At 59.6% G+C, this 20,387-nt stretch carries 15 protein-coding genes and 1 pseudogene; 4 read left to right on the top strand and 12 right to left on the bottom strand.

What is annotated here, in order from left to right; translation table 11 throughout:
* Position 1: 1 nt before the first annotated feature.
* The 5 genes and pseudogenes from ACYVB2_RS14015 to tkt form a co-directional block, all read right to left on the bottom strand.
* Positions 2 to 2,164, bottom strand: a complete 2,163-nt coding sequence (locus ACYVB2_RS14015; protein ID WP_382434270.1) for a TonB-dependent receptor — start codon at positions 2,162 to 2,164, stop codon at positions 2 to 4.
* Between the two features lie 235 nt (positions 2,165 to 2,399).
* On the bottom strand, positions 2,400 to 4,088 hold the full coding sequence (locus tag ACYVB2_RS14020) for a cation acetate symporter (protein WP_460537038.1): 1,689 nt from the start codon (positions 4,086 to 4,088) through the stop codon (positions 2,400 to 2,402).
* Positions 4,085 to 4,402 (bottom strand): DUF485 domain-containing protein, encoded by a 318-nt coding sequence (locus ACYVB2_RS14025; RefSeq protein WP_382434274.1) that lies wholly within the window; start codon positions 4,400 to 4,402, stop codon positions 4,085 to 4,087. The genes ACYVB2_RS14020 and ACYVB2_RS14025 overlap by 4 nt, the downstream gene beginning before the upstream one ends.
* A gap of 232 nt (positions 4,403 to 4,634) precedes the next feature.
* Positions 4,635 to 5,633 carry a type I glyceraldehyde-3-phosphate dehydrogenase gene (gene gap / locus ACYVB2_RS14030; RefSeq protein WP_382434276.1) on the bottom strand — a complete coding sequence of 333 codons (999 nt, stop codon included), beginning with the start codon at positions 5,631 to 5,633 and terminating at the stop codon, positions 4,635 to 4,637.
* A 38-nt stretch (positions 5,634 to 5,671) separates the two neighbouring features.
* Positions 5,672 to 7,738, bottom strand: a pseudogene (tkt, locus tag ACYVB2_RS14035) (transketolase); the annotation flags it as partial.
* Positions 7,739 to 7,807: 69 nt separating this feature from the next.
* Between tkt and ACYVB2_RS14040 the strand changes: the two are divergent.
* From ACYVB2_RS14040 to ACYVB2_RS14050, 3 genes are read left to right on the top strand one after another with little or no spacing between them, the layout of a single operon-like run.
* A complete protein-coding gene (locus ACYVB2_RS14040; RefSeq protein ID WP_382434278.1) occupies positions 7,808 to 8,587 on the top strand; it encodes a nucleotidyltransferase family protein in 780 nt (259 codons plus the stop codon).
* 44 nt (positions 8,588 to 8,631) lie between these two features.
* Positions 8,632 to 10,053 carry an aminopeptidase P N-terminal domain-containing protein gene (locus tag ACYVB2_RS14045; RefSeq protein WP_382434280.1) on the top strand — a complete coding sequence of 474 codons (1,422 nt, stop codon included), beginning with the start codon at positions 8,632 to 8,634 and terminating at the stop codon, positions 10,051 to 10,053.
* Between the two features lie 23 nt (positions 10,054 to 10,076).
* Positions 10,077 to 11,906 carry a diguanylate cyclase domain-containing protein gene (locus ACYVB2_RS14050; protein ID WP_382434282.1) on the top strand — a complete coding sequence of 610 codons (1,830 nt, stop codon included), beginning with the start codon at positions 10,077 to 10,079 and terminating at the stop codon, positions 11,904 to 11,906.
* A 3-nt stretch (positions 11,907 to 11,909) separates the two neighbouring features.
* Here the strand turns inward: ACYVB2_RS14050 and ACYVB2_RS14055 are convergent, their stop codons facing one another.
* From ACYVB2_RS14055 to ACYVB2_RS14080, 6 genes are all read right to left on the bottom strand, one after another.
* Positions 11,910 to 12,578 (bottom strand): ABC-type transport auxiliary lipoprotein family protein, encoded by a 669-nt coding sequence (locus tag ACYVB2_RS14055; RefSeq protein ID WP_382434285.1) that lies wholly within the window; start codon positions 12,576 to 12,578, stop codon positions 11,910 to 11,912.
* A 15-nt stretch (positions 12,579 to 12,593) separates the two neighbouring features.
* A complete protein-coding gene (locus ACYVB2_RS14060; RefSeq protein WP_382434287.1) occupies positions 12,594 to 13,589 on the bottom strand; it encodes an MlaD family protein in 996 nt (331 codons plus the stop codon).
* Positions 13,589 to 14,386 (bottom strand): ABC transporter ATP-binding protein, encoded by a 798-nt coding sequence (locus tag ACYVB2_RS14065; protein WP_382434289.1) that lies wholly within the window; start codon positions 14,384 to 14,386, stop codon positions 13,589 to 13,591. The genes ACYVB2_RS14060 and ACYVB2_RS14065 overlap by 1 nt, the downstream gene beginning before the upstream one ends.
* An 8-nt stretch (positions 14,387 to 14,394) precedes the next feature.
* Entirely contained in the window at positions 14,395 to 15,522 is a 1,128-nt protein-coding gene (locus tag ACYVB2_RS14070) for an MlaE family ABC transporter permease (protein WP_382434291.1), read from the bottom strand.
* Between the two features lie 121 nt (positions 15,523 to 15,643).
* Positions 15,644 to 15,976: a hypothetical protein gene (locus ACYVB2_RS14075; RefSeq protein ID WP_382434294.1), complete on the bottom strand. Its 333-nt coding sequence runs from the start codon at positions 15,974 to 15,976 to the stop codon at positions 15,644 to 15,646.
* A gap of 16 nt (positions 15,977 to 15,992) precedes the next feature.
* The gene (locus tag ACYVB2_RS14080) at positions 15,993 to 17,285 is read right to left on the bottom strand and encodes an ammonium transporter (RefSeq protein WP_382434385.1); all 1,293 of its coding nucleotides are present in this window, start codon (positions 17,283 to 17,285) and stop codon (positions 15,993 to 15,995) included.
* A 375-nt stretch (positions 17,286 to 17,660) separates the two neighbouring features.
* Here ACYVB2_RS14080 and ACYVB2_RS14085 point away from each other — a divergent pair, with 375 nt between their 5' ends.
* A complete protein-coding gene (locus ACYVB2_RS14085; RefSeq protein ID WP_382434296.1) occupies positions 17,661 to 18,419 on the top strand; it encodes a sulfite exporter TauE/SafE family protein in 759 nt (252 codons plus the stop codon).
* A 15-nt stretch (positions 18,420 to 18,434) separates the two neighbouring features.
* On the opposite strand, the gene mrdA is transcribed toward ACYVB2_RS14085, so the two are convergent.
* Complete coding sequence (gene mrdA / locus ACYVB2_RS14090; RefSeq protein ID WP_382434298.1) at positions 18,435 to 20,378, bottom strand: penicillin-binding protein 2; 1,944 nt, start codon at positions 20,376 to 20,378, stop codon at positions 18,435 to 18,437.
* Positions 20,379 to 20,387: the final 9 nt, after the last annotated feature.

The raw sequence follows: 20,387 nt of genomic DNA on the forward strand, positions 1-20,387 counted from the left end.
GTCAAAATTGGGTAGTGAGAGAAATCTTCAAATTGCGCCCCGGCTCTAGCAGCGGGTTGGTGTACGAGACAGGTGCCGCAATGGCCTCGCGGGTAGTGGCGTCGGCATAGGCCTTATCGAACAGGTTCTCGATACCTATACGCAAGGTGGCCTTGGGATAAGACGGATTGAGTCGGTGCAGGTCTAATCCGGCATACAGGTTGAACACGCCATAGCCCGCGCTGGCGCGCTCTAGGCTGGTGTCAATGCGCGTCTTGCGCTTGGACAAGCGCAAATCACCCTCCCACTGCCAAGGGCCACTCTGGTAGGCCAGCCCCACTGTGCCCACCAAAGGTGCGATGTATGACAACGGCTTGTGAGCCGTTTGGTTGGTGCCCTCGGTGTAGGCGGCGGCCAGCTTGAGCGTCCAGTCCTTGCGCAGCATCTGCTTGAGGTCAAACTCCAGCCCCTGCACCTCGGCCTTGCCAATGTTGATCCGGCGGGAGGACACCAAATCCAAGTACAGCAGCTCCTGCTGGGCAATCAGGTTGGTGTAGTGGCTTTTGTAAAGCGTCAGGTTGGCGCTCAAGTGGGGCAAGCGCAAACGGGCACTGATGTCCACCGTCTTGCCCTCTTCGGGCTCCAGAGAGGGATTGGGCAGCAAATACCCTTTGCCATAGGTGCCATAAGAAAACTTCTCGCCCGAGGTGGGCACCCGGTAGCTGGTGCCAAAGTTGGCAGCAAAATTCAACCAGCCTGAAGGTTTAAAGACGGTGCCTAGGGCATAGGTGGTCTTGCGATCGCGGGCATCGCGGTGGGCCAGAATCTCACTGGTCAATGCCGGAATGGTGATGATGTTGGCAGCGGTTTGGGTGTGATAGCGGTCATGGCGCACATTGCCCGAGAGCAGCCAACGCTCGCTCAATTCATGCTCCAGCAGGGCAAAAGCCCCTAGGCCTTTGGTGGTGCTGTCGCGCCGAGCCGTGCTGGCTACGGTGCCAGTGCCTTTGACTTGCGTTTCGGCACCATCCCAATCCTGCACGAAAAAGTCCAGCCCCGCAGTCAAAACAGATTGGGGCACGATGTCAGACACCACCATCAGCTTGCCGCCCACCTCCTGTGGCCCCACCACATAGCGGTGTGTTTCGGCCATAGAGGTGGCGTTGGGATAGCGGGTCGTGACGACATCGGTGTAAAGATCGCGCACATACAAGCTGGCATTGAGCTTGCCAATACCCGATATCTTTGGCTGGCCCGCATAAGCCAAGCCCACATAACGCTCACGGATGGGGTCTTCGCGCAAGTACACCCGCTGTGCCAAGGGTGCCTCCATGCCCGGCGCCCCACCCAAGCCACCGGCCCGGTGCGACTCCACTTCGGCGGCCTTGAACTTGAGTTCCAGCCGGTCTTGGGCGTTCAAACTGTAGCCCAACACACCCGAAATTTGCTGGTCATCAAAACGGCTGTGGGTCGCTGTGCCCAAAGGGGTGTCGTAGTCGCCAGCCTTGCGCACACTGCCCGCCAGCCGCAGGTCAAAGCCTTTGCCACCACCGGTCACGTCCAGCCGGGTGGCGCGCAAGTTGTTGATGCTCTCATAGGCCAGATTGAGCCCATGAAGCCGCAGAGAAAAGGTATCACTGAAATCGGGCTTGGCTTTGCGGGTGACGATGTTGACCATGCCCGCCATAGCCTCCGAGCCATAAATGGCGGCGGCTGGCCCGCGGATGACTTCCACCTGCTCGATCAACCCAGGATCAATCAGGTTGTATTCCAGCGTATTGCGGCCCCTAAAACGCTCGCCATCTATCGCTAACGGTGATTTCAGGTCATTGCTGTTGAAGCCCCGCATCACCACTTGCCCACCCAGCCCCCCTGCGCGCGAAAAGCTCAGGCCGGGCACTTCTTGCATCGCCTCCACAACGCTGACGGGTGCTTTGGTAGCCAAAGTCGCCTGATCTACCACCGAGACCGGCTTGCTCTCATCATCGAGTCGGGTTTCACGAAAATTGGTGGCCGTCACCGTCACGGCCCCCAACTCTGGCACCGCCGAATCACTCGCCCCCTGCTGGCCCAGTGCCTGCGGACTGCCCACCAGGTACAGCCCCATGCCCACCAGGGCCAGCCAGGGAGGTGAAACCAAACGACCATGCCCCACACGCAAGGGAGCCAATAAACGAACCGGCATACAGCAATCTCCAGACAGACAGGGGTTCACGCTGGCTGGCAACCGGCCCTGACGGACTGGCATGGCTGACTATGCGGACAGATGTTTTATTTTACAGTAATAAGAACTATTCTCAAATAATTGCCTCTTTGAGCTCCAAGACATAAAAAATGCCAGTCGACTGTTGGCCGACTGGCATGGCCCCCAATGGGGGTGGAGCAATGCCGTGCAGAGACGGCGTTGGCCTTGGAATCGATCAGTGCGCTGCCGCGCTGGCTGCACCTACTCCCGTTTGGGCACGTACATATTGGTCATCAAAAGCAGCGCGCTCGGCTTGGGCCTGTGCGCTGTTGTCCAACTTAGAGAACACATAAATACCCAAGAACGCCAACGGCATAGCAAACAGGGCGGGCTGGGTGTACGGGAAGATGGGCGAAGCATGGCCCAGCACATCGACCCACACCGATTTGGAGAAGAACACAAACAGCACCGAACTGATCAGGCCGGTATAGCCGCCCACCAGTGCGCCACGGGTGGTCAGGCCACGCCAGTACATCGACATCAGCAACACCGGGAAGTTGGCACAAGAAGCCACACCAAAGGCCAGCGCCACCATAAAGGCTACGTTCATCTTCTCAAACGCCACGCCCAACAGCACCGCCACCACACCCAAACCCAAGGTGGCGATTTTGGAAACCCGGATTTCCTTTTCTTCCGACACATTGCCCTTCATGATGACGCGGGCGTACAGGTCGTGCGAGATGGCCGAAGCACCAGCCAGCGCCAAACCGGCCACCACCGCCAAAATCGTGGCAAAGGCCACCGCCGACAAAAAGCCCAGCAGCAAATTGCCACCCGCTGCTTTAGCCAAGTGCAGCGCCACCATGTTGCCGCCACCAATCAGCTTGCCGCCTACCACGCCGCCTTCAAAGAATTGTGGGTCGGTGCCCACCAGCACGATGGAACACAGGCCCATCAAGGCAATCACGTTAAAGAAGAAGGCAATGATGCCCGAGGCGTAGAACACCGATTTGCGTGCCTCTTTGGCATTGGTCACGGTAAAAAAGCGCATCAAAATATGTGGCAGCCCGGCAATACCAAACATCAGGCCCAAGCCCATCGAAATGGCGGTGATGGGGTCAGCCAACAAGCTGCCGGGGGTCATGAGCTTGGTGCCCAGCTTATGCACTTCCATCGCACGGGTGGTGAGGGTCTCAAAACTAAAACCAAATTGGCTAAAGGCCAGCAACATGATGGCCGTGCCACCAGTCAGCAACATACAGGCCTTGATAATCTGCACCCAAGTGGTAGCCACCATACCGCCGAAGATCACATAGACCATCATCAGCACGCCCACAATCACCAGTGCCACGTTGTATTCCAGGCCAAACAGCAACTTAATAAGTTGGCCTGCCCCCACCATTTGCGCTACCAAATAGAAGCACACCACCACCAACGAGCTGATGGCGGCCATGGTGCGCACTTGGCCTTGGTTGAGACGGTAGGCGGTAATGTCGGCAAAAGTGAACTTGCCCAAGTTGCGCAGGCGCTCGGCCATCAAGAACAAGATGATGGGCCAGCCCACAAAAAAGGCCACCATGTAGATGTAGCCATCCACCCCTTGGCCGTAAATCATGGCCGTCAGGCCCAGCAAGGTTGCGGCAGACATAAAGTCTCCCGCAATTGCCAAGCCGTTTTGTTTGCCGCTGATGCCACCACCAGCGGTATAGAAGTCAGAGGCCGACTTGGAGCGGCCAGCCGCCCAGTAGGTAATGCCCAGCGTCATCAGCACAAAAACAAAGAACATGCCAATGGCGTGCAGGTTCAGCGGCTGCTTTTCGGCTGCGCCCAAATCGGGGCCAGCCAAAGCCAGCGTGGGCAAGAGCAGTAACAGTGCGGCCAGAGGACGGCCTACAGAAGAAAACAGAGCGGGAGTATGGTTCATGGCTTTTTCAGTGCGTCTTGGACGATTTGTTCATTCAGGCTGTCAAATTCGCCATTGGCACGGCGCACATACACCCACGTCAGCACACAGAAAAACACGAACTGGAAAAACCCCAGCACCACGCCCACCGTCAGGTTGCTGCCTTCAAAAAGGCGAACAGCAATGGCACTGGGCACAAAGGCCACCAACAACACAAAGCTGAAAAAAACGGCAATCACCAACAATGCCAACATGGTGGCAAAGCGCCCACGCTGGCGCACCAGCTCGGCATAGCGCGGGTCGCGCTTGATGTTTTCGTACAGTGGATTGGACATGGGTCTCCCTTCATCATCATGAATGCGCATGGCATTAACCGGCGGCATTCTAGGAAGTCAATCCTGTTTAATCCTTACAGTACTGCCAGAGTTTCTCCTGTATATGGGGGGGGGTGATGGGGGGGGATATAGCATGGGATGGAGCACCGTTTTTTGATCGAGTAACGGGCCGAAAATGCCACCACCATAAAAAACGCGCCCGAAGGCGCGTTTTTTGCAGACGGCGGGTAGATTACTTAGAAACCACGCGCACCATTTCCAGGCACTTGTTCGAATAGCCCCACTCGTTGTCGTACCAGCTCACGATCTTGACGAAGGTACCGTCCAGCGCGATGCCAGCGTCGGCATCAAAGATGGAAGTGCGGGTGTCGCCACGGAAGTCGGTGGCCACCACCTTGTCTTCGGTGTAACCCAGCACGCCCTTGAGCGCGCCTTCGGACTGTGCCTTCATCTCGGCCTTGATTTCTTCGTAAGAAGCAGCGTTTTCCAGCTCTACGGTCAAATCGACCACGGACACATCCGAGGTGGGCACGCGGAACGACATGCCGGTCAGCTTCTTGTTCAGCGATGGAATCACCACGCCCACCGCCTTGGCAGCGCCAGTGCTGGAGGGGATGATGTTTTCCAGAATGCCACGGCCACCGCGCCAGTCTTTGTTGCTGGGGCCATCCACGGTTTTTTGCGTAGCCGTGGCAGCGTGTACGGTGGTCATCAGACCGCGCTTGATGCCCCACTTGTCGTGCAGCACCTTGGCCACGGGAGCCAAGCAGTTGGTAGTGCAAGACGCGTTGGAGATGATGGCCTCGCCCTTGTAGGTGTCGTGGTTGACACCAAACACAAACATCGGGGTGTCGTCTTTGGACGGGGCCGACAAAATCACCTTCTTCGCGCCAGCGTCGAGGTGCTTTTGCGCGGTGGCTTTGTCCAAGAACAGGCCAGTGGATTCGATCACCACATCAGCGCCGACTTCGTTCCACTTCAGGTTGGCGGGGTCGCGCTCTTGCGTCAGGCGAATTTTCTTGCCGTTGACGATCAGGTTGGAGCCTTCGACCGACACTTGCCCATCAAAGCGACCATGCACGCTGTCGTATTGCAGCATGTAGGCCAGATAGTCAGGCTCCAGCAGGTCGTTGATACCCACGACTTCGATGTCGCTGAAGTTTTGCAGGGCCGAGCGCAGCACGTTGCGGCCAATGCGGCCAAAGCCGTTGATGCCAATCTTGATGGTCATAGGGGTTTCTCCAGAGTTACTTGCCAAAATCGAAAAAATTATTTGCGCTTGAGAGCGGCCTGCACCGTGGCGGCCACGTTTTCGGCGGTAAAGCCAAAATGCTCAAACAGCACGGGGGCCGGGGCCGACTCGCCGTAGCTGTCGATGCCAATCACGGCGGCGCAGCCGTACTTCCACCAGAAGTCGGTCACGCCCATTTCTACCGCAATGCGTGGCAGGCCAGCGGGCAGCATCGCCTTTTTGTACTTGATGTCTTGCTGGTCAAAGGTGGTGGTGCTGGGCATAGAGACCACGCGCACAGCAATCTTTTTCTCGGCCAACAGACGTTGGGCTTTCAGGGCCAACTGCACTTCCGAGCCGGTGGCCACAATCACGGCCTGGGCTTTTTCCTTCAGGCCCACATCGCGGGGTTCGGACAGCACATAAGCACCCCGGCTGATGTCGCCCAAATCACGCTTGGGTGCATAGGGCAGGTTTTGGCGGCTGAGCAGCAGCGCCGTAGGCTTGTTGCGGTTGGTGAGTGCCACGCTCCAAGCCACGGCGGTTTCTGCGGTGTCGGCGGGGCGCCACACATCCAAGCCCGGAATCAAGCGCAAGCTGGCAGCATGTTCGATGGATTGGTGCGTGGGGCCGTCTTCGCCCAGCCCGATGGAGTCGTGGGTAAACACATGCACCACGCGCAGCTTCATCAGCGCGGCCATGCGGATGGCGTTGCGGCTGTAGTCGGAGAAGGTCAGGAAGGTGCCACCGTAGGGGATAAAGCCACCGTGCAGGGCCACGCCATTCATGATGGCAGCCATACCAAACTCGCGCACACCGTAGTTGATGTGGCGGCCACCGACCAACTGGCCGTTGACTTCGGTCTGCACCACGTCACCGGCGGCATCAAAGCGCAGGTTGGGGGTGCTCTTGGTGTTGGTCAAGTTGGAGCCGGTCAGGTCGGCGCTACCGCCCAGCAGTTCGGGCAGGGCGGCGGTAAAGGCTTCCAGTGCCAGTTGGCTGGCCTTGCGGCTGGCCACCGTCTCGCCATTGCGGTGGGCGTGGACTACGGTATCCACAGCCACTTGGGCAAAGCTGGGGGGCAGGTCGCCATTCATGCGGCGGGTAAATTCTGCGGCCAGCTCTGGGAAGGCTTTGCTGTAAGCGGCAAAACGCTTGTTCCAGTCGGCCTCTCGCTTAGCGCCCGCCTTGGTGGCATTCCAATCGGCAGCCACCTCCTTGGGAATCACAAACGGTGCGTGTTCCCAACCCAGCTCTTTGCGTGTCAGGGCGATTTCTTCGGCACCCAGTGGCTCGCCGTGGGCTTTGGCCGTGTTGGCGCGGTTGGGGCTGCCCTTGCCGATATGGGTTTTGCAGACGATGAGCGTGGGCTTGTCGGTGCTTTGCTTGGCTTGGGCAATGGCCGCATCCACGGCATCGGCATCATGGCCGTCGATGGGGCCAATCACGTTCCAACCGCAGGCGGTAAAGCGTTGCGGGGTGTTGTCAATAAACCAAGGGGCCACTTGGCCGTCAATGCTGATGCCGTTGTCGTCGTACAAGGCAATCAGCTTGTTCAGCTTCCAAGCGCCAGCCAAGGCTACGGCTTCGTGGCTGATGCCTTCCATCAGGCAGCCATCGCCCAAAAACACATAGGTGTGGTGGTCAACGATGGTGTGCTTGACCTTGCCTGCTGCGCGGTTGAATTCTTTGGCCAGCAGCTTTTCTGCCAACGCAAAGCCCACGGCATTGGTAATGCCTTGGCCCAAGGGGCCGGTAGTGGTTTCTACGCCGGGGGTCACGCCCACTTCGGGGTGACCCGCGGTTTTGCTGTGGAGCTGGCGGAAGTTCTTCAGCTCTTGCATTGGCAGGTCGTAGCCTGTCAGGTGCAACAGCGCATACAGCAGCATGGAGCCGTGGCCGTTGGACAGCACAAAGCGGTCGCGGTTGGCCCATTGGGGGTTGGCGGGGTTGTGCTGCAGGTGGCGGCCCCACAATGCCACGGCCATGTCGGCCATGCCCATTGGGGCGCCGGGGTGACCGGAGTTGGCTTGTTGAACGGCATCCATTGCGAGTGCGCGGATTGCATTCGCCATTTGTTGAGAGTTGGCCATGGGGCAGGTCCGGAGGGAGGGATCGGTGGAAAGCTGCGGATTTTACTGTTGCTGCCTTTCTAGGCCGCTACAGTGCAAGCCATGTCCAATTTGTCCTCTACCACCGCCCCCCCCTCCATCCCAGCCCTCATCTTGGCCGCAGGCCGAGGCGAACGCATGCGCCCCCTGACCGATCACACCCCCAAACCGCTGCTGGCAGTGCAAGGCCAGCCACTGCTGCACTGGCATTTGCAGGCGTTGGCACAGGCCGGTGTGCCACGGGCAGTGATCAACACAGCGTGGCTGGGTGAGCACATCAGCAACCACTTTGGTCAGGTGTTTCAGGCCGCAGGGGATGCAGCACCGCTGTCGCTGGCCTACTCATGCGAGCAGCAGGACTTTGGTGCGGCACTGGAAACCGCTGGCGGCATTGCCCGTGCCCTGCCACAACTGGGCAACATCTTTTGGCTGGTGGCGGGCGATGTGTTTGCACCAGATTTTCGCTTTGCCCCCGAAGCAGTGCAGGCCTTTGCCACCAGCGACGATCTAGCGCACCTGTGGCTAGTACCCAATCCAGCCCACCACCCACGGGGCGACTTTGGCCTCTCTGCTCAAGGGCGGGCGCTCCATCTGGCCGACAACAACCCCACACCGCGCTACACCTACAGCACCATCGCCCTGCTGCGGGCTCAGCTGTTTGCACTGCCGTGGTGCGATATTCCGGCAGGCAATCCGCACGGTGTGGCGGCCCCACTGGCGCCGCTGTTGCGCAGAGCAATGGATGCTGGACGCGTAGGTGCTTCGCTCTACCACGGTGCCTGGACAGATGTGGGCACGCCCGAGCGGCTGGCACAGCTCAATGCCAAGGCCACATCCTGCTAAAGCACCCAGAGACGGCCAACCTCCATCTGGAGGAGAATCTGCCCATGGATGCACCTCTGAGCCACGCCCCCTCCTCCTTGTATACCCAACGCCGTGCCGCATTGGCCGCCCAACTGGGCACCGATGGCATTGCCATCATCCCCACTGCGCCCGAGCATTCACGCAACCGCGACAGCGAATTTTTGTTTCGCTTTGACAGCTACTTTCACTACCTGTGCGGCTTTACCGAACCCCAGGCTTGGCTGGTGATCCATGCCAGCGGCCACACCACGCTGTTTTGCCAACCCAAAGACCTAGAACGTGAAATTTGGGATGGCTACCGCCTTGGCCCCGAAGCGGCCCCTGCCGCCTTAGGGGTAGACGCAGCGTTTTCCGTGTTGGAGCTAGACCAGCGCCTGCCTCGCCTGTTGGAAAACCGCGCCACTGTTTGGTACCCCTTTGCCATCCATGCGGGACTGGAGGGCCGGGTGGCTGGATGGCTGGGCAGCGTGCGGGGCCGCGCCCGCCAAGGTGCGCTGTGCCCCGATGGGCAGCGCGACCTGTGTGCCTTGCTGGACGAAATGCGCCTCATCAAAGACGGCCACGAGCAAGCGGTGATGCGCCGCGCTGCACAAATCAGCGCCCAAGCCCATATCCGCGCCATGCAGCGCAGCGCCACCATGTTGCGCGCGGGTCAAGAACTGCGCGAATACCACCTCGACGCCGAACTGCTGCACGAATTTCGCCAACATGGTTCGCAATACCCGGCCTACAGCTCCATCGTGGCGGGCGGTGCCAATGCCTGCGTGCTGCATTACCGGGCCGACACCGCCCGCATCCACGATGGTGATCTGGTGTTGATTGACGCCGGCTGCGAGCTCGACGGCTACGCCAGCGACATCACCCGCACCTTTCCGGCCAATGGCCGCTTTAGCGGGCCACAGCGGGCACTTTACGATTTGGTGCTGGCCAGCCAAGAAGCAGCGGTAGCCGCGACACGCGCTGGCGCCCGTTTTAATGACCCGCACAACGCTACCGTGGCCGTGCTGGCCCAAGGGCTGCTCGATTTGGGCCTGCTCAATGCCAACCAAGTGGGTAACGTGCAAGACGTGATTGAAAAGCGCGCTTACTTCCCGTTCTATATGCACCGCACCGGCCACTGGCTGGGCATGGATGTGCATGATTGCGGCAGCTATATCGAGCCCAGCGAAAGCCACCAGATCACCGAGCGCCAAGACCCCCTCACCGGCCAAACCGTGCAAGAACGCCCCAGCCGCATTTTGCGCCCCGGCATGGTGCTGACCATCGAGCCAGGTCTGTATGTACGTCCCGCCCCCGGCGTGCCCGAGCAGTTCCACGGCATTGGCATCCGCATTGAAGACGACGCCATCGTGACCGAGACTGGCTGCGAACTCATCACCCGTGGCGTGCCGGTAGCTGCCAACGAGATCGAAGCACTGATGCGCGTGCAAACGACCCGCTGCTAACCTGTTGCAGCAAACACCCCGTCATGGCTACCCACCTGATGTACCTGTCAGGCCCGCCTCTATCAGGGGCGAGGCAACTACTGCGGTGGCTACTGGTGTGGGCTTTGCTGTGGCCGGTGCTGGCCCACGCTGGTGACTACATCACCGAACGGGCTTGGCTGGAAGACCCCTCGGGCCAATGGAGTCTGGACGAGGCACTGACCCATCCCTTCACGCCCTACGAAGGATTGCTCAGCCGGGGCTATGGCACCTCAGCCATCTGGATACGGCTACGCATTGATCCTCACGCCAACCCACCCTCTACCCTCACCGATCGCTTGGTGCTGCGTCTTCGCCTCACCTACTTAGACCAAATACAACTGTTTGATCCGCAGGCTCCAACCGCTACCCAGCCCAACACGGCCCCCGTGCCTTTCAACGACCGCACCTTGAACCTGAACTACCTCCTGCCCAGGGGGGATATCCCCAGAGACATCTATCTGCGGTTGCAATCTCCAGGCACCCGCACCAAGATGATCGAGGTGCTCAATCTGGAAGAGGCACTGGACAGAGACCGACAGCAGGAAACCATTTATGGGCTGTACCTGTCAGGGTTGCTCGTGTCGCTGCTGTGGGCCTTGTTGCACTGGTTCAGCCTACGCGAACGGGTGATTGGCGTTTTTGCCTGCAAACAGGCCGTGGCCTTGCTTTGGTCTCTATCGCTGCTAGGCTACGTGCGCGAGCCACTGGGAGACGCCGCCCCCACACTGGTTGCACTGCTATTGGTGGTGTTCACAGCCACCTCCGCCTATTTTGACTACAGCCTGTTTCGCGAATATCAGCCCCCGCGCTGGACTTTGCGGGTATTGCTGGGCTTGATGGCCGTGCTACCAGTGGCGGCCCTACTGATCCTGAGCGGCCACATCTCCACTGCGCTGCGCCTCAACATAGTTTGTACGCTACTGATCGTGTTGTGGAATCTGGTGGTTTCATTACTGGCACGGCCCCGTGTCAACCATCCAGCCCCTGCCATTCCCCAGTGGGGGTTGGTGTCGTTTCACGGCGTCTTGTGCCTGTCCATCGTCATTACCGCCCTCATGGTGTTGGGGGTGTTGTCCAGTGTGCTGCTGGCCCTGCATTCGCTGCAAATCCACGGTCTGGTGACAGGCCTGATCATGGTGATCTTTTTACAAGTGCGCTCACAACGACTGACCCAGCGCCAAACCCAAGCTTTGGCCGATCTGGCAGTGGCCCAAAAAAATGCCCGGCAGGAACAACTGCACCGCCAACAGCAAGAAAAACTACTGGAAGAAATCCGCCAACTGGCCTTCCATGACAGCCTGACCCACCTGCCTAACCGACGCCTGCTGCTGGAATGCGTACAACTGGCTGCGGCGCAAAACCAGCGTTATGGCCACCACAGCGCCCTGTTGTTCATGGATTTGGACAATTTCAAGCCTCTGAACGATGCCTACGGACACCATGTGGGCGATCTGCTGCTGATCGAAGTCGCACAGCGGCTGCGGCAATCTGTGCGGGCCTGTGACACGGTTTCGCGGTTTGGCGGTGATGAGTTTGTGATTTTGCTCAATGACTTCAGCACAGAGGCCACCACAGCACAGCCACAAGCCCAAGCCGTGGCCGAAAAGATTCTGACCAGCCTAAGGCAGCCCTACCGGCTCCAGACAGACCACAGTGACACCGCACGCACTGTAGAACACCATTGCAGTGCCAGCATTGGCATACGGCTGTTCACCACCCCCCCCGAACCGATCGAAAGTTTGCTCGATCAAGCCGATGCGGCCATGTATGCCGCCAAGGCGGCGGGTCGCAGCACCATCCGCTTCTACACCAACGCAGATGCTCTGGCCTGAGCGTTAGCGTTGCACCTCTTGCAGCCACTGGGCAATCTCTTGCGCTGCCTGTGCGGCAGCATCGGCCAGTGCGCGGGTGCCTCCCACAGCATCCGCACTCACAGCCGGCTGCTGCACAGTAAACAAACGTTGTCCAAGCAGCTGATCTCCTGTGGCACCGGGCACCACTGCCGTGGCACGCAAACGAATCACACCCACGCTGTCGCTCACACTGGTAAAAACTTGGCTGAACTCTTCCAATTGCACCCGCAACACGGCCGGTCGAACCCCTGTGGCACCAGGGGCTGCAGCCCGGGCATCGGTAGCCCGCAACACAGCCCGGCGCTGGCCCAATGCGGCACGCAACTCCTGCTCTACCAATTGGGCGGGTGGCTGGCTCCAGCGGGCCAATTGATAGGGCCGCAATTGGCGCACATCGGCATAAGCCAAACGGTACAACACCGCAGTGCTGGCATCGGCATGGCTCGCTCCCTGCACATCAGCCAATACTACGGGTGACAGGGGCATGCGCCGATCAACGGACGGCGATGCCAGCAGGCCCGGGCCAAAATCGTACAGCGCCGGGCGCGCGGGCGACTGGGGCACCGCCACACAGCCTCCGAGCAAAAACAAGCACCCACAACCCAACGCCCCAAGCCAACGGTTGCTCCAGACAGCAATGTTCTGGTACATGGTCTGCATTCTTTCTCAAGGTTGGGTCACAGAGGTCACAGAGGTGACGGGTACCACAAAACCCGGCTCGCCGGGGCCGGGCACTGCCGGGCCCGAGCCATACAGCAAGGCTTGCGGGTTGTCATTCAGGCTGGCGGCCACACGGCCCAATTGGCGGGCAGCATGGGCGGCATCGTCGCTGACGCCTTCAATATGGGCCAGTGTGCTGTGATTAAAACGGTCAACGGCATGGCCTAACGCCTGAGCGCCCACCGTTACCTGCTCCAAAGCCCCCCCCTGCGCATTGAGCTGCCCTGCAGTGCGTCCCCAGGCACGGGCGACTGCGGCCACCTCGGTACTGGCACTCTGCAACGATTGCAAAGTGCGGCTGGTCTCCTGTGCCAACGGCGGCAAAACCTGCAAGGCGGGGTCTAGCCGCTGACTGACTGTGGCATCGAGCCGCCGCCCCAGTGCGCCCACACTGCCAGCAGCTTGACCGATCTGCGTCAATGCGGTGCCAATGCGTTGCTGGTTTTCATCGCCCAGCAGTTGGTTGATACGCTGCACAGCTTCATCCACCCGTCCCAAGATGGCTTGCCCCTGATCGGCCAACTGGCTAAAAGGCGAGGTACGCAGCGGCAACCGTGGCAGGCCGCTGGGGCCAGCGGCCAGTGGGGTCTGCGCCTCTCCAGCATCATCCAGCAACACATAGGCCAGCCCCGTCACACCTTGGTAACCCAAAACAGCAAAGGTGCTGGGTGTCAGCGGGGTGTTTTCATGCACAGCGATGCGAATCAGCACATTGCCATTGATTTGCGAATCAAAGCCAATGTGGGTCACTTTACCCACGGCCACACCTTTGTAGCGCACTGCCGCTTGGGGCTGCAAGCCGCTCACGCCCTCGCGGCTGGAAAGCTCGTACGCATGGTAATTGCCTGTATCGCGTGTGAGCCACAGGCCCAAGCCCGCCACCAGGGCCGAGACAATCAGCACAAACAGCCCGGCAGCCAGGGCATGGGCTTTGTTTTCCATCAGACCTCCTGCGGGGCCAGGGGTGGTGCCATGGCACGGCGGCCCCGTTCGCCCCGGAAAAATTGTTCCACAAACGGATGATCAAACCGGGCCACCTCGGTTGGTGTGCCAGTCACGATGACTTTCTTATCGGCCAACACTGCCACACGCGAGGCTAAGGCAAACAGGGTATCGAGATCGTGCGTCACCATCACCATGGTGATACCCAGCAGTGCCTGCAACTCGCGCACCAAGGCGCAAAACTCGTCCGAGCCATGCGGATCTAGCCCAGCGGTCGGCTCATCGAGCAGCAGCAAGGGCGGGTCCATGATGAGAGCGCGCGCCAATGCCACACGCTTGATCATGCCCCCCGACAAATCTGCAGGCATCCGGGTGGCATGTTCCGGCTTCAGTCCCACCATTTGCAGCTTGACCATCGCGGCATCTCGCACCACAGCCGCAGGCAGCGTGCCTTGTTCGTTCAGGGCAAAAGCAATGTTCTCCAACACATTAAAGGCCGAAAACAATGCCCCATGCTGGAACAGCATTCCCACGCGACTGGCGGCCCCAGTGCCACCCATCTCTCGGGCTGGGCGCCCCAGCACCGTCACGGTGCCACGGGCCGCTTGGGCCAGCCCCAGTATCTGGCGCAGCAACACCGTCTTGCCTGTACCAGAGCCCCCCACCAGTGCCAGCATCTCACCGGGTTGTACCGTCAAATCCAGATCTTGGTGCACGCTGAAGGCGGCCTCGCCCTTACCAAAAACGCTCCAGAGGCGGTCGATGCGCACCACTGGTGCAGGGGCGGGGATAGACATGATCGACATCAGGCAAAGCCTACCGTTTTGAACAGCACGGCAAACAGCGCATCCACCATGATGACCATCGTGATGGCCGTCACCACCGAGGCCGTAGTGCCCTCTCCCAAGCTTTGTGTATTGGGCTTGACACGCAACCCCCAATGGCAACCAATCAGGGCAATCAAGACACCAAAAACAACCGATTTAGACAGTGCCAACCACAGATTGCCCAGCCCCACCGCTGTTGGCAGTGCTTGGTAAAAATAACCAGGCGAAATACCCAAGGCCAAATCAGCCGCCAACATACCACCGGCCAGTGCTGCCAGTGTCGTCCAAACCGCAATCAGCGGCATGGCAATGCCCAAGGCCAAGGCCCGGGGCCAGACCAGCCGCAAACCATGTGGGATGCCCATCACGCGCATGGCATCCAATTCTTCCGTCACGCGCATCACGCCAATCTGCGCTGTGATGGCCGAACCCGAACGCCCAGCCACCAAGATGGCCGCCAGCATTGGCCCCAGCTCCCGAATCAAGGAAATACCCAAAATATTGACGATGAACGCCTCTGCACCAAACTGACGCAGTTGCAGGCTCATCAAATACGCCAGCACCACACCAATCAAAAAACCCACCAACGCCGTGATGGGCAAAGCCATTGCGCCCATACGGTACAAATGGCCCGACACATCACGCCACGGCGTGCGGTAGGGCTTGCGCAACAGGTACAGACTGTCGAGCAACAACTGCCCCACCAGTTGCAGCAAATGCCGGGCATGGTCAAGGCCATGCAACACCAACACGCCCAACCGATCAATTTGGTCTGCCAAGCGCCACGGTGGCACTGGCGGTGGTGGGGTGCTGTAGTGTGCCGCCCGCTCCAACAGGCTGCGATGGTGCTCATGCACCATCAATCGCTGCGGCCAAACATGGCCCCACTGGTGCCAGAGCCATTGCGCGCCCACATGATCGAGCCACTCTAGCCCCCGCAAATCCCAACCCAAACCGGGGGTGGTTGGCAATGATGCCCATTGGGCCAACAAAGCCCGCCATTGCGCTCGCTCGCCCAAGGCTGCGGCCCCCCAACGGCCAAACAACTGCACCCACGGCCCTTCGGGGCTGTCGGTGCATAGCAGGCGGGGCGGAGCGTCAGACATAGGCAGGCAAAAAGGGCAGGCAACCAAGAAACCAGAAAATAGACAGGGTAGATGGTAGCGCCACTGCCACGACCATTGCCACCGTCACCTCTGCCTTCGTGGGCCTGCTGGCTTGCCCGCGCTAACGAATACCCCCTACATAACGGGGGGCCATGGGTGCAGGCACTACAGGTTCGGCATCTGACCGGTGCAGCAAAAGCGCACTGGGATGCAGCAATGGCTGGCTCTGCACAGGAGTGTGCGTGGTCGGGAGCATAGCTTGCTCCAACCGCTGCGCCCAATCAGCCAGCTCGGGCAGGTGATCCGTCTGTGCCCGCTCACGGGCAAAACGGACGATTGCTTGGGCATATTCCAAGTTGCAGGCCATCCATTCGGTATCGGTCACCCGGCCCGTTTTACGCCGCAACAACACATGCATATGGGCGGCAATCGCCATCACATCGGTATCGCTCATCAGTGGAACTCCTTTGCTAGCTACCCAGACGCTCGCGGTGCAAGGAAATGTCCAACCCAGTCCATTCATCCTGTGCATCCACGCGCAAATCCACCACCACCAAACGGGTCAGCCACAGCAACAGCGCAGTGGCCACCAAGCTGTAAGCCATCACCGCCAATACGCTGAGCATTTGTGTGAGCAAACTGCCCTCAACGCCCCCAATCGATTTGTCGGCCAACACCCCAGTCAGCAAGGCACCCACAATGCCGCCAATGCCGTGCACGCCAAACACGTCCAAAGAATCGTCTGTGCGCAGCAGGCGCTTGAGCCCGGTGGCACCCCAGTAGCAAGCCAACCCTGCTACACCGCCAATCAGCAATGCTGCTGCGGGAGTCACAAACCCCGCTGCGGGGGTAATGGCGACCAACCCTGCCACCAGCCCAGAACACAGGCCCAACAGCGAGCCGCGGCCGCGCACCACAGCCTCGCCCAACATCCAGGCCACAGCACCAGCGGCTGCTGCAATGTGGGTGACTGCCAGCGCCAAACCGGCACGCCCCCCCGCCGACAGCGCCGAGCCTGCATTAAAGCCAAACCAACCCACCCACAGCAGGCTGGCCCCCACCATCGTCAAGCCCAAGTTGTAGGGCTCGAAAGCTTCGCGGCCATAACCCTTGCGCGGCCCCAGAAACCACGCACACACCAGCCCGGCCACACCGGCGTTGATATGCACCACCGCACCCCCCGCAAAGTCCAGTGCCCCCATACGGGCCAACCAGCCTCCTGGCTCCCAAACCCAATGGGCAATTGGTGCATAGACCAACAACGTCCACAACGACATGAACAGCAACAGGGCAGAAAACCGCATGCGCTCTACCAAGGCGCCCACCACCAGTGTGGCGGTGATGATGGCAAAGGCGAGTTGGAACATCGCATATACCGACTCTGGAATATGGGGGGCCACATGACTGACGGCCACTTGGCCCGTCCCCATCTGGTAATCCAGACCAGCAAACCATAAGCGTGCATCACCCCCCAGCCAAGGGGAACCGGGTGTAAAGGCCCAAGAATAGCCCACCGCAAACCAGAGCAGGCTCACCAAACAAGCAATGCCCAGCACACTGGCCATTGTGTTCAGCACATTTTTGCGCCGCACCATGCCCGCATAGAACAAGGCAATCCCAGGCAAAGCCATCAACAACACCAGTGCCGTCGAAACCAGTACCCAAACCGTATCGGCATCGTGCAAAGTATCTTGCACCACCAACATCGGGCGGACTGGGGCAGAGGCCATTTGTGCGCTGGCAGGCTCCCAGGCCAGCAGCATCCCCAGCGCCCACAGCATGATCGACCCGGCCTTGTATCGTCTTGTTTGCATGACCATCGTTCTCCCTGTGTGGATGTAGTAGTACCGTGGGTACTGCACAAGCCATGCCAGGCCCAAGCAGGGGGGTATCCAAGAAAATGGGCGCTCTTGCGCCCCAGAACAGGGGCAGGGAAACCCCCAATGCACCGCAGCGGTGCGGGCGGCTACATTAACGGCACTCGACGGCGCATTGCAATGCGCCCAACGAGGGGCTGAGGAGACAAACCACAAAGCCACAACCATATTTTTCAAGCATCCGTTATGAGATGCACCCCCCTTCCGAGGCGCTGACTCCATGTCAGCGCCTTTTTTTTGTCCTGGTGGGACAATCTGGGCATGGAATGGTTTGTTGTTACGCTGGCCTCGTTACTGGCTGGGTTTGTAGATGCCATCGTGGGGGGTGGCGGCTTGGTGTTGCTGCCTGCCCTGTTTGCCACCTTTGCCACCACTGCACCAGCCACGCTGATGGGCACCAACAAGGCGGCGGCTGTCTGGGGGACGGCGATTGCCAGCTGGCAATACAGCCGACGGGTACAGGTGCGCTGGTCAGCCCTGCTGCCAGCCTCATTGGCCGGATTTGTCGGTGCCTTTGCTGGTGCTTGGGCGGTCACGGTGCTATCGCCCGATTTTCTGCGCAAGTTGCTGCCACTGATCTTGCTGGCTGTGCTGGCATACACCCTGATGAAGAAAGATTTGGGCCGCCACCATGCACCTCGGCTAGCAGCCCAGCGTGAATGCTGGGCTGCCAGTCTGATTGGTGCGGGCATAGGCTTCTACGATGGCTTTTTTGGGCCAGGCACTGGCAGCTTCTTTGTTTTTTTGTTTGTGCGTGTGCTGGGTTATGACTTTTTGAATGCCTCGGTCTCGGCCAAGGTGCTCAACGTGGCGACCAATGTGGCCGCGTTGATCCTGTTCTCAGTCAAAGGCCATGTCTGGTGGCATCTGGCCGTGCCACTGGCCGTGGCCAATGTGCTGGGCAGCCTGCTAGGCACTTGGATGGCTTTGCGCCACGGTGCAGGGTTTGTGCGCGGCATTTTCATGGCCGTGGTCAGCGCCCTCATCCTCAAGACAGGCTACGACGCCTTCATACGCTAAGGTGGGCTTGGCGGCTCAACGCTCGGGCAGGCTGATGTCCGCCACAGAACGAGGCTCACCCAGTGGTGCCATTGCTTGCCCTTTGCGCACAGCAGCAATATCTTGCTCACTGGGGTATTCGCCCAGCAGCCAGTAATCGAACACCCGGCGGGCAATGGGCGCTGCCTGGGCACCACCAAAGCCAGCATTCTCCACAATCACGGCCAAGGCAATCTGAGGGTTGTCGGCAGGCGCAAAAGCAATATAGAGGGCATGGTCACGCTGGCGCTCCTGCAAACGGGCCGCGTTGTATTTGTCTTTCTGACCAATCGTCACGGCCTGTGCTGTGCCCGTTTTGCCTGCCGACAAATAACGGGCTCCAGCAAAGACCTTGGTAGAGGTGCCACCCTGCGTAACGCCCACCATAGCCCGTCGGATCACATCGATATGGGCAGGCTTGTAGCCCAATGGCACCGAGGGCGGCTGCGGCAGTGGGCGACGCTCACGGGTTACTGCATCAATGGTGGCCATGCCCAGATGCGGTCGGTGCTGGGTGCCCCCATTGGCCAGTGTGGCTGTAGCGTGGGCCAGTTGCAGCATGGTGAAATTGTTATACCCCTGCCCAATACCTAAGGAGATGGTCTCACCGGCATACCATTTTTTATGCTCGGGGCGGCGGTAGGTTTTGCGCTTCCACTCTTGGCTGGGCAGCACCCCGCGCAACTCGCCATTCAAATCAATGCCAGTGAGCTGCCCAAAACCCAAGGGCTTCATGAAGTCGTGCATGGCATCGACCCCCATGTCATTGGCCAATTGGTAGTAGTAGACGTTACTGGACTGCACAATGCTGCGGTGCAGATCTACGGCCCCTAACCCGTGGTCGCCGTGGCTACGGAAGGTGTGCCCCCCAAAAGTCCAAGAACCACCGTCATGAACAATGGTGCCCGGTGTGCGCTTGCCCGTCTCTAGGGCCGCCAAGCCCATAAAGGGCTTGTAGGTAGACCCCGGTGGATAGGTGCCACGCAGGGCGCGGTTGAGCAAGGGCCGGTCAATCGATTCATTCAATGCCGTCCAGTTTTCTTGGTCAATCCCCTCTACAAACAGATTGGGGTCGAAGGTCGGCTTGCTTACCAAGGCCAGCACCTCACCATTGCGCGGATCTATCGCCACCAAGGCACCACGGCGTTCGCCAAACAACTCTTCGATCATCATCTGCAACTTGATGTCCAGTGTCAGCGCCACGGTGTGGCCCGGTGTGGCCGGAAAGCTGTTGAGTCGGCGCACTGCCCGCCCCCCAGCAGAAGTCTCCATTTGATCCACGCCCGTCACCCCATGCAGTTGGGGCTCAAAACTCTGTTCTATGCCCAACTTACCAATGTATTCGGTGCCCCGGTAATTAGACTGTTCCTCAGACTCTTCAATGCGTTCTTTTTCTTTTTGGTTGATACGGCCAATGTAGCCAATGGCGTGGCTGGCCACATCCCCCAACGGGTAGTTGCGAAACAACCGCGCCTTCACATCCACGCCCGGAAAACGGTAACGTTGGGCCACAAAACGGGCCACCTCCTCATCGGTCAATCGGGTGCGGATAGGCAAAGAGTCAAAACTGCGTGACTCCTCGCGCAGCCGCTTAAAGCGGCGCTTATCGCGCGGATGGATTTCCACCACTTCAGACAGCGCCTCAATGGTCTTGTCCAAATTACCTGCCTTGGATGGGGTGATTTCCAGGGTATAGGCGGCATAGTTGGTAGCCAACACCACGCCATTGCGATCCAGAATCAAACCCCGATTGGGCACCACTGGCAGCACCGCGGTGCGATTGCTTTCGGCCTGCTCGGCCAGATCCGCATGGCGCACCACCTGCAAAAACACCAGACGGGCAACCACCAAGGCAAAGGCCAACAATACCGTCAGCCCCACCACCACCACCCGCGCACGGAAACGCGCAGTATCCATCTGGGCATTGCGCAATTCAGTCATGACGACCCG

This window comes from Giesbergeria giesbergeri (genome assembly GCF_054779375.1).

Excerpts from the sequence above, each read along its gene's own strand:
- ACYVB2_RS14015 (WP_382434270.1), bottom strand. The coding sequence starts at position 2,164 with ATGCCGGTTCGTTTATTGGCTCCCTTGCGTGTGGGGCATGGTCGTTTG.
- ACYVB2_RS14020 (WP_460537038.1), bottom strand. The coding sequence starts at position 4,088 with ATGAACCATACTCCCGCTCTGTTTTCTTCTGTAGGCCGTCCTCTGGCC.
- ACYVB2_RS14025 (WP_382434274.1), bottom strand. The coding sequence starts at position 4,402 with ATGTCCAATCCACTGTACGAAAACATCAAGCGCGACCCGCGCTATGCC.
- gap (WP_382434276.1), bottom strand. The coding sequence starts at position 5,633 with ATGACCATCAAGATTGGCATCAACGGCTTTGGCCGCATTGGCCGCAAC.
- ACYVB2_RS14040 (WP_382434278.1), top strand. The coding sequence starts at position 7,808 with ATGTCCAATTTGTCCTCTACCACCGCCCCCCCCTCCATCCCAGCCCTC.
- ACYVB2_RS14045 (WP_382434280.1), top strand. The coding sequence starts at position 8,632 with ATGGATGCACCTCTGAGCCACGCCCCCTCCTCCTTGTATACCCAACGC.
- ACYVB2_RS14050 (WP_382434282.1), top strand. The coding sequence starts at position 10,077 with ATGGCTACCCACCTGATGTACCTGTCAGGCCCGCCTCTATCAGGGGCG.
- ACYVB2_RS14055 (WP_382434285.1), bottom strand. The coding sequence starts at position 12,578 with ATGTACCAGAACATTGCTGTCTGGAGCAACCGTTGGCTTGGGGCGTTG.
- ACYVB2_RS14060 (WP_382434287.1), bottom strand. The coding sequence starts at position 13,589 with ATGGAAAACAAAGCCCATGCCCTGGCTGCCGGGCTGTTTGTGCTGATT.
- ACYVB2_RS14065 (WP_382434289.1), bottom strand. The coding sequence starts at position 14,386 with ATGTCTATCCCCGCCCCTGCACCAGTGGTGCGCATCGACCGCCTCTGG.
- ACYVB2_RS14070 (WP_382434291.1), bottom strand. The coding sequence starts at position 15,522 with ATGTCTGACGCTCCGCCCCGCCTGCTATGCACCGACAGCCCCGAAGGG.
- ACYVB2_RS14075 (WP_382434294.1), bottom strand. The coding sequence starts at position 15,976 with ATGAGCGATACCGATGTGATGGCGATTGCCGCCCATATGCATGTGTTG.
- ACYVB2_RS14080 (WP_382434385.1), bottom strand. The coding sequence starts at position 17,285 with ATGCTGCTGGCCTGGGAGCCTGCCAGCGCACAAATGGCCTCTGCCCCA.
- ACYVB2_RS14085 (WP_382434296.1), top strand. The coding sequence starts at position 17,661 with ATGGAATGGTTTGTTGTTACGCTGGCCTCGTTACTGGCTGGGTTTGTA.
- mrdA (WP_382434298.1), bottom strand. The coding sequence starts at position 20,378 with ATGACTGAATTGCGCAATGCCCAGATGGATACTGCGCGTTTCCGTGCG.